The 7052-nt window shown below is 25.3% G+C and carries 7 protein-coding genes; 2 read left to right on the forward strand and 5 right to left on the reverse strand.

What is annotated here, in order from left to right:
• The coding region (locus ACIQ56_RS12825; RefSeq protein WP_397599331.1) for an IS3 family transposase at positions 1-99 on the forward strand (99 nt) is incomplete at its 5' end.
• 80 nt (positions 100-179) lie between these two features.
• Positions 180-509 (forward strand): hypothetical protein, encoded by a 330-nt coding sequence (locus tag ACIQ56_RS12830; RefSeq protein ID WP_397601452.1) that lies wholly within the window; start codon positions 180-182, stop codon positions 507-509.
• A 771-nt stretch (positions 510-1280) separates the two neighbouring features.
• Here the strand turns inward: ACIQ56_RS12830 and ACIQ56_RS12835 are convergent.
• The 5 genes from ACIQ56_RS12835 to ACIQ56_RS12855 all read right to left on the reverse strand — a co-directional run bounded on the left by ACIQ56_RS12835 (position 1281) and on the right by ACIQ56_RS12855 (position 6856).
• Positions 1281-3245 (reverse strand): ankyrin repeat domain-containing protein, encoded by a 1965-nt coding sequence (locus tag ACIQ56_RS12835; RefSeq protein ID WP_397601453.1) that lies wholly within the window; start codon positions 3243-3245, stop codon positions 1281-1283.
• A gap of 1202 nt (positions 3246-4447) precedes the next feature.
• The gene (locus tag ACIQ56_RS12840; protein ID WP_397601454.1) at positions 4448-5398 is read right to left on the reverse strand and encodes a TerC/Alx family metal homeostasis membrane protein; all 951 of its coding nucleotides are present in this window, start codon (positions 5396-5398) and stop codon (positions 4448-4450) included.
• A 317-nt stretch (positions 5399-5715) separates the two neighbouring features.
• On the reverse strand, positions 5716-6057 hold the full coding sequence (locus tag ACIQ56_RS12845; RefSeq protein WP_397601455.1) for an integrase core domain-containing protein: 342 nt from the start codon (positions 6055-6057) through the stop codon (positions 5716-5718).
• Positions 6058-6122: 65 nt separating this feature from the next.
• On the reverse strand, positions 6123-6443 hold the full coding sequence (locus ACIQ56_RS12850) for an IS3 family transposase (protein ID WP_397601456.1): 321 nt from the start codon (positions 6441-6443) through the stop codon (positions 6123-6125).
• A 287-nt stretch (positions 6444-6730) separates the two neighbouring features.
• Positions 6731-6856 (reverse strand): transposase, encoded by a 126-nt coding sequence (locus ACIQ56_RS12855; RefSeq protein WP_397601457.1) that lies wholly within the window; start codon positions 6854-6856, stop codon positions 6731-6733.
• Positions 6857-7052: the final 196 nt, after the last annotated feature.

Below are 7052 nucleotides of genomic sequence, written 5' to 3' on the forward strand. Positions count from 1 at the left end.
GTCATAGAATATATAGAGGTGTTTTATAATCGAATTCGTGCTCATTCTGCCCTTGATTATCATGCACCTTTAGAATATGAAGAAAATTATGAAATTTAATAGTCCACTTTTCGGGGATCATACCAGGATGTCTTTTATATGATATAGATAATAAGAAACAGATTACTTATGAAAAGAAAATGTTTTTAGAGTCATTAAGTGAAATATCTATAGAAGAAAAAAAGAAATTTTATGATAAATTAAGTTCTCGTTGGAATTATAGACTAGTTTATTCTGTTAATGAATTACGTTTAGCTGTTCATGAATGCTATTATCCAAAAATAAGTTATACAGCCAATCCTTCAAATTCTATGATTTATATTAACGAAACGAATCCTGAAAAACTAAAAGATAACCTAATGGAAATATTTAAATGGATGCTAAATGCGTTTGCGCAACCAATAGTTTTTGATGAATCAGAAAATCAAAATCTTTCTACTAAAGATGAACCTAAAGAGAGAAATGAATAATTTGAAAAAAATTTATGGATTACATAAAATGAATCAACATTAAATATGAATTATATAATATGAAAGAAATAATATGTCCGAAAAAAAATTTGAACTTGTAGAACGTATAACTGATAAAGAAATACTAATTAAAGAAGTTAACAATTATTTAAAAGAAACAAAATATTAGTACAAATGAATTTTGTAGAAATATTGATTTCCCTAAAAGAGATTTTAATAAATGTATGCATACTTATGAAAATGGCAGAAATAGCTGAATTTATTAAATGTGATCTTTAACTATTTTTACAAAAAAGAGTTAATCTAATCGTTTATAATTTTAAAATCAGTTACTTCAGTAATTTTTAAATTACTACCTCTTATCATTGAGCCTCATATAAGATCTATTTTTAGATTATTGTATTATAATTAGCAGAATCCGAAACGGAACCAATTTTGCAAATTATTGAACGAATTGTAATTTTATAGAAACGAAGAAGCTAAAGAATTTTTAGGAGAACTCGGATGGAAAGTTATACAAAATAACGGAGGATGGCAAGAGATGTGCTATAATACAAATATTAAATATCTTAATTCAGTTAAAAAATTTTTTCAGAAGCAAGTTAAGATTTTTAAAAAAGAAGAAAAAATATAAAATTAAATATGCTGAAATATTGTTAATATTTTTTTATAATTTTATCAGTAAACTCAAATTATACATGAATTTTTTATGAAAAAACAAATTTGTTTTTACAGAAAATCTTTCCATCATTATGATTTGAGAACTAGGTGTTACTTTGTTACTTTCAAATCTTTGCAATAGCACCCTTTATTTATGACTTTATTTATAATTAAGAAAATAAACTCCATTAAATGTTGTGGTGGTTTATTATTTAATGAGAATTTTTTTGCTAATTCTATAATTTCTAACTCATTTATTTTAGGTTCTCTTAATAGTTCAATAGATTCCTTATATAAACCAGCTTTTAGTAAGCCCGGTATAGCAACACCTTTAAACATATCTTGAAAAGAAGGAAGTAATTTTTTTTCTCGAAGAGCATAGACAACTTTGCAACATAATGAAATGAATTTATCCTCTGTTATATTATAGTCTTGGGCAGTTTTAATAATTTCCATCCCTAATTTTTTTCGACTGTAAGTTGAAAGATTTTTATAATCAATTTTCTCTATGTTAAGAGGAGAATTGAACCCTTCATTTTCTTTATACTGAAGTAAAAAGCTCTCGAGCAATACAAAGACTTTATTAAATTCATGATTATAATAAATAGATTTACGCATTTTTATATATTTTATAATATCATCATATTTATTGTTTTCAGCAATCTTTAATGGAGTTTCTCCTTTGAAATTTTTTGGTGAAATATCTATATTATTTTTTGATAATAAAATTTTTAAAATTTCAAAGTTCCCTTGCATAGCTGCAAAATGTAACGCTGTATTCCCATCTCTATTTATCTTATTTACATCTATGCGAGAATCATTCAAAATTATTTCAACATAATTTAAAAAATTTTTATGAACTGCAATATGCAAAGGAGGATTATGTTTTTTATAAGTTGTTTTATTTGGGTCAATCTGTGGAAATGATAAAAGAAATTTTAAAGAATATATGCTATTACAGTAAGCGGAGATAATTAATGATGTAAAGCCTAAATAATTTTCCAGATTAAGATCAATAGCGGGGTAATTTTTAATTAAATAACGTAAAACAAATATTTCATCATTATAAACAAACATATTAATTACTTCTGAAATCTTCAAGTAATTTTTTAAATTACAATAGATAAAGTTATTATTAAAATTTTGAGTTCCAAATTCTTCTTTTGGGGTTTTTAAAAAACATTCAACATCAAATAATTTTAGAACTAAATATTTAGCTTCATCATTATCCATCAAAAAATATTTAGTCTGAAAAATTAATTTATGAAATTCAAAATTAAAAGTTTTTTTCCAATTTATATCTAAAATTGAAAAACTAAATGATTGATGACCATTTGAGGTATTTGGATCATAAAAATGAAATACAATATTTTCATTAATTTTTTGTATAAAAATTGCCATTGAATGATTTGATGTTGAAATATGTGCACAAAGATGATTCTGTTTTATTTTTGTAATTTCATCACAAAAAAATGAGAGGTCACATTTTTTATTAAAAATATCAATTATCAATATTTTATTTGAAATAAAGGAAATAGTAGAAATATTATTTAAATTTTTGACGTGATCTATAAAAGTTTTATGATCTCTTTTAAATGACATTGCTAATGGACTAGCAATATAATAACCAATATTATAATTATTCAACGTTTTAGTATTATTATAGAATTTCTCTATTGTTTTATAAAATGAATTTATATCTATTTTTTCTATATCTTCAATTAAATTTTTTTCAAATTTAATATTTAATTGTTTCAACTTACTGCTCATAGTATATATATTTTGATAAAAAATTTGAGGTTTATTCTTTTTTGCATTGGAATTTATCATACAAAGAATCCATAGCATAGAAAAGCCTGCGCATAACCCGCCTCGGTTATCATCAAAAAAACATCTAGTTATATTTTCAGTATTTAAACTATAGTTAATTGAAGAAGATTTAACCTCTTGTGAAATATTAAGATTAATTAAAATATTTTTTGATTTTTGATTATTATTAATTTCCTTTTCAAAGGCAGGTAAAGGAACTAAATGATTTTTCAAATAATTTACATAACCAGATGAATTATATGTCATTTATATATTCCTTATATTACTAAAACGAATTAAAATCAGATTCACTAAAAATAAAATCATATATGAATTCTTATTTTTTTCAATTAATGAGTTTTGGTTTTTTGAATATTTTGAGTTCTGTTCCAAAGAGATTAAAGTAACAGAGTGGCAAGAAGAAATTTTTCAAAAAGCCCATTTTCGGATGTCCCTATTAAAAACAACTAAAATGAAAAAATACCTTTTAAATTCAGTTATAGGTCAACCTTGGTAAACATTTCAGGTAATTCTTGCAATAACCCTAATTTTGAGAAGTGAAAATTGATATCAGATTTAAATATATGATTTTATTTTTATAATTTGTGTTTAATTTTTTGACTGTGTGTGTAGGGGGAGGGGGTAATTAAATTTAGAAATTCAAATTTTCAAATAAATAATTCATTCTCTTACATAATAAGTACAAAATGATGTCTAATTGAATTTTTATAATATCGGTAATTCCAACTACTGCAATAATAATCACTTATATGAAGGATTGGTGGACTATATTCGTCTGTTCCAGCAAGATTATTAAAATACCGAAATTTTAAAATCCCCCACTCACCTAATGGAAAGCTACCACCTCCAGAAACACCTACCCCATTGTAATTTTGACCATAATCATAAATACATTTTTGTACAATTTCTTCACATAATTCTTGTGCTTTAGATAAATTATCAAATACATCATATGGAATAAAATGTCTCGAAGTTAATCCATAATCACCACCATCTCGCTTTCCTTCAATTTTTAATCCATCACTTTTAAAATAAAGTGGTTTTAGTATTGAAATATTTGTATTATTGGGTAATGCTCATTTCCAATTTTGCCCATTAGAATTTAAAGTTGGTGTTTTAGTGCAAAAGATATACGCATCTGCATGAACATTATGTTGTAAAAAGCTAGAAATAGATAATATTGAAATATATTTTATTAGTTTTTTCATAAAAATCTCACAATGAATAATTTTTTAATTGAATATAATATTAAACACTCTCGTCTTTAAATTGATTAAAAATGCAATAGTTTTAATTTATTACAAATTCAAACTATTTTATGCAGTCAATTAACGGCAAAGAAAAAATTGATATTTGGACTCGCATGAAATAATTTAAGGACTTACTTAGCTAAAATTAGCATTCAAACCTATTAACCCTAAAAGGAATGAAAATACGACTTTGTTCTGTTAAGTTTTATTTTTTTCAATTTTTGCAACATACCAAGATGTTAATCCCGCTGTTGTTAATATAGTAAAAATAACCGATAAAGAAAACCAACTTGGAATTTTTATTATATCGATTAAAATCATTTTTGTACCTATGAAAAACAAGATAGCAGCAAGTCCTGGCTTTAAATAACGTAGTTTCTGAACCCATTCTGCTATAACAAAATATAAAGCCCTTAATCCTAAAATAGCAAAAATATTTGATGAGAAAGCAACAAAGGCATCATTTGTTATCGCAAAAATAGCCGGAATTGAGTCAACTGCAAAAACAACGTCTGTAATTTCAATTGCAATTAGAGCAAGAAAAAGAGGAGTTGCTTTTTTTATTCCATTTTCAGAAATAAAAAATTTTCCTCCATGTAAATTATCTGTAGTAGGAAGAATTTTTTTTAATAATCGAATGGATAAATTTTCTTTTTGATTCGTTTTATTATCTGATTTAAATAATAATTTAAATCCAGTAACAACAAGTATAAGACCAAAAATGTATAAAATCCAATGAAAAGAATTGAGCAAATGAGCTCCAAGAAGAATAAATAATGCACGCATAACTATCGCACCTAAAATTCCATAGAATAAAACTTTATGTTGAAATTTTGAAGGTATATTAAAAGAACTAAAAATAAGTAGAATAATAAAAAGATTGTCAATGCTAAGACTTTTTTCTACTATATATCCTGTAAGAAATTCAATTCCTAATTGAGAACCAAAAAAATATGAAAACCATACATTGAAACAAAGAGCAATAACAATCCAAATACCACTTTCAATTAATGCAATTTTAGTATTATTATTTTTATGTACCTTAGAAAATAAGCTAAGATCAATTAATAGCAAAATTAAAATTGTAATACTAAATGATATCCAAAGCCAATTTGGAGCAACTGAGATACTTGAAAAAAATGAAATCATAAAATTTTCTCCATAAATTTTTTAAGTTAACATTATAAATAGATTATACTTAAAAGATTCAAAAATGAATTTATTTATGCTGTATAGTTTTAAAATATAGTATAAGAATAAAATTTAGATTGAGAACAGGCGCTTTATGAAGAGTTTACCTCTGACTCCAGAGAGAACTCTACAAGTTGGGTAACTCTATGTAGTTTAATATTTGACACAGTTAGTTACCGCGTAGCAAATTCTTTGCAACAGAACCATTATAATTACATTTCTCAATAGTCTGAGCATTTAAATCTGCTTTGGACCCCATTTAAGTTGACACATGATTAATGTGAATTTTGATACTGTATTGGGCTCATCATTGCAAGTCCAGAATGTGGTGCGTGATGATTATAATCATAAAACCATTCTTCTAAATGCTCTAAAACCCAATCAGCAGAATAACAATCATTGACATAAACATAATCTCTTTTAAACGTACCAACAAATACTTCTGCCATTCCATTACTTGATGGAGAATAAGGAGCAGTGTAACAAGGCTTTAATCCTAAATTTCTTGCTAAATTTTGTACGGATTTATCTCGATAAATTGCCCCTCTATCTGAAAACCATTCTATTTGTCTTTGTAACTTTAAATTATTAAATCTTTTTTCTACTGAATGAATCATTAAATATTGAATATTTTAACTAATAAAGCTTCTTTTGATGCTACATAGCTAATCGCTTCTCAATCTCAACAATCTAAAGAGAATGCTACATATACTTTTTCATCATTAAAAAACCTTATTTCGAAACCATCCGAACACCAACGAGTGTTTGAATGTAAGGTTATTATTTTACCAGTTCCAGTATGCTCTCTTCGTTGAACTTCTGTTTTAGGCAAGAGTAATCCTTTATTTTTAAATATTATATATATTCTTTTTTTATTAACTTTTCCATGCTTCTCTTGAATTTTATTATTAACCATTGCTGTTACCTTTTTGTAACCATACGTAAGCCTATTTTCTAATATATTTTTTATTATTGATAATAAAAAAGTATCTTCCTTTTTCACATAATTTCTCATGCAGACGAGCTTAGTTTTATTTTTATAAATTGATTGTCTTGATATCTTTAAATTTTTACTAACTCTTGATATTTTATATTTAACTAAATTTAGGATTTCTTTTGCTTTTTAAACAGTTCTTTCTTTTGGATGTTTTTTTTCATTATATCAATAGCATCTGTTAAAATTGAATTATCTATTGTTAAGTTTGAAACCGCTTTTTCTAAATGTTTATTACGTTTTTTAAGGCTTTCAATTTCTGCAAGTATTTCTTCTATATCTGTTAGACTAGTAGATTAATTTTCATCTTTATCACTCATGCAGAGACTCCTTTTCCAGCTATATAAAGTCACTGGATGAATCTGATGTTTACTTGATATTGCTGATAAGCTCAAGCCAGAGTTAAAGTATTCCTCTAATATTGCTTTTTTTCATGATATCCAAATCTTTTCTTTACTGCTTTTAATTTATCCATTGACTACCCTTTCGGTGTGTCCTCCCAATAAGTGCATTTTACAAACACAATGAATGGTATTAAATTTTTTATAGAGAGTGGTTTTTGATTTTGTTGATAGTATCAAGATAATTCCAAGGTAACCAATCTTTTGGGTTTTGCTT

Origin of the sequence: Silvanigrella sp., assembly GCF_044369315.1 — a bacterium.
Classification (GTDB): domain Bacteria; phylum Bdellovibrionota_B; class Oligoflexia; order Silvanigrellales; family Silvanigrellaceae; genus Silvanigrella.